Raw genomic sequence first — 2,189 nt, 5'->3', positions numbered from 1 at the left:
ATCCATCCTGGTCGGCACCAGGTTCGAGTTGTTCGTGGCGTTGGCCAGGCGCTCTTCGATGGTTGCCTTATCTTCGCTCAGCATGCGGTCCTTTCAGCCTCGCGGGTGATCTTGGCGTCATGGCGCGCGGCCACCTTGGCCCGGATGGTGTCTGCGAGGCAATCGATCACTYGGAGCGCTGGAGCTGCCCCAGGTGCACGACGGCACGCTCGCGCCGTACACCACGGCGCGGCTCGCCGACGGGCGCGCGCACAAGACGGTGAACCTGGCGCTGGGCGTGGTGCGCCGGATCCTGAACCTGGCGGCCAAGAGCTGGCGGGACGAGCAGGGCCGGACATGGCTGCAGCAGGCACCGACGATCACGATGCTGCCCTTGGTGGGCCATCAGCGCGAGCCGGCGCCGATCACCTGGGCTGGCCAACGCCGGCTGATGCCGAAGCTGCCGGACCACTTGGCCCGAATGTCGCTGTTCACCCTGAACACCGGCGTGCGCGACGACGTGGTCTGCAGCCTGCGGTGGGAATGGGAGATCAAGGTGCCCGAGCTCGGGATCTCGGTCTTCGAGGTCCCGCGCCAGCACGTCAAGGGTCGGCGGCGGTCCAGGGTGGTGGTTTGTAACAGCGTGGCGCAGTCGGTGATCGAGGCTGTGCGCGGCCAGCACGAGGAGTTCGTCTTCGTGTGGCGCCGGGAGCGGGTGAAGAACGTCGACCAGGCGCCGAGCATGGCCTACCGGCCGGTTTCGCGCATGCTGAACTCTGCCTGGCGCCGCGCCCGCGTGGCCGCCGGGCTGGGCGATCTGCATGTGCACGACCTGCGGCACACGGTGGGGATGCGGCTCCGGGAGGCCGGCGTGGGCGAAAGCACGATCGCCGACATCCTGTGGCACAGCACCGGAACGATCACGGCGCACTACAGCGTCGCGCAAATCGTCGAGCTGCATGGGGCTCTGGAGCGAATTCGGGCCGACGACGGCCGCTGGAACAAGAGTTTGGCGACGTTGCGGCTCGAGCAGCAGGAGAAGGCGGGGGGACCGAGTCCCCACAAAGTCCCCGCGCAAAAGAAAACAGCCTAGAGGGGTGAGCCTCTAAGCTGTTGATGCATAAGCAAAAAAAATGGTGCGGCTGGCAGGAATTGAACCCACGACCCCTTGGTTCGTAGCCAAGTACTCTATCCAACTGAGCTACAGCCGCACAGCTTGCGATTATAGCATCCAATTCTGCTACCTGTCCAAGCTTCGATTCATGACTCGAACAGAAGCTTCGCGGAAGCAGGCCCGAAATCTCCGGGGGATGCATTTGGTAGGCCGTCCTGGGCTTGAACCAGGGACCAACGGATTATGAGTCCGCTGCTCTAACCAACTGAGCTAACGGCCCACGTGCCATCGATTCTAGTAGCGCGCGGCGCCCTTCCCTATTTGCGGTGGCTCAGCGCGTTGGTGACCAGCTTCGAGGTGATGTCGACGATCTGGATCATGCGCTCGTAGGGCATGCGGGTCGGGCCGATGACGCCCAGCGTGCCGACCACTTGGCCGTCGACCTCGTAGTTCGCGCTGACGATCGACAGGTCGTCGARGGGCACCACCTGGCTCTCGCCGCCGATGAAGATGCGCACGCCCTCGGCCTGGCTTGAGACATCGAGCAGGCGCATCAGCTGCGTCTTGTGCTCGAACAGTTCGAAGGCGCGCCGCAGATGCCCCATGTCGCTCGAGAAGTCGGTGACCGCGAGCAGGTTGCGCTCGCCCGCGATCACGACCTCGTCCTGCGCCTCGGTCATGACCTCGGAACTGACCTGCACCGCAGCCTGCATCAGCGCCGCGATCTCGCCGCGCAACTGCTCGACCTCGGACTGCAGCCGGTCGCGGACCTGCTCGATCGAGAGGCCGGCGAAATGGGTGTTGATGTAGTTGGAGGCCTCGACCAGCTGCGACTGCGTGTAGTCGACCTCGGGGAAGATCACGCGGTTCTGCACGTCGCCGTCGGGCGCGACGATGATCACCAGCAGCCGCCGGTCGGACAGCCGCAGGAACTCGATCTGCCGGAACACCGAGGCGCGCCGCGGCGCCATCACCACGCCCACGAACTGCGACAGGTTCGACAGCAGGTTGGCGGCATTCGCGATCACCTTCTGCGGCTGGTCGGCCGCCAGGCTCGGCGCCGAGGTGAACTGCTCGCGCTGCGCGGTCAGCATGG

General features: G+C 65.3%; 2 protein-coding genes and 2 tRNA genes. 1 reads left to right on the top strand and 3 read right to left on the bottom strand.

Annotation, left to right across the window (positions count from 1 at the left end):
• Positions 1 to 193 precede the first annotated feature (193 nt).
• The gene (locus AC1DY5_RS52440) at positions 194 to 1,072 is read left to right on the top strand and encodes a tyrosine-type recombinase/integrase (protein ID WP_478122150.1); all 879 of its coding nucleotides are present in this window, start codon (positions 194 to 196) and stop codon (positions 1,070 to 1,072) included.
• A 41-nt stretch (positions 1,073 to 1,113) separates the two neighbouring features.
• Here AC1DY5_RS52440 and AC1DY5_RS52435 read toward each other — a convergent pair.
• From AC1DY5_RS52435 to AC1DY5_RS52425, 3 genes are all read right to left on the bottom strand, one after another.
• A tRNA-Arg gene (locus AC1DY5_RS52435) sits at positions 1,114 to 1,190 on the bottom strand.
• Between the two features lie 106 nt (positions 1,191 to 1,296).
• Positions 1,297 to 1,373: transfer RNA gene (locus tag AC1DY5_RS52430), tRNA-Ile, on the bottom strand.
• Positions 1,374 to 1,410: 37 nt separating this feature from the next.
• A partial coding sequence (locus AC1DY5_RS52425; RefSeq protein WP_478122149.1) for an HrcA family transcriptional regulator occupies positions 1,411 to 2,189 on the bottom strand: 779 nt, incomplete at its 5' end.

Source organism: Variovorax sp. P4_D9, from assembly GCF_056401695.1.
The sequence above is the reverse complement of the archived record's forward strand: the minus strand, read 5'-3'. Positions and strand labels throughout refer to the sequence as shown.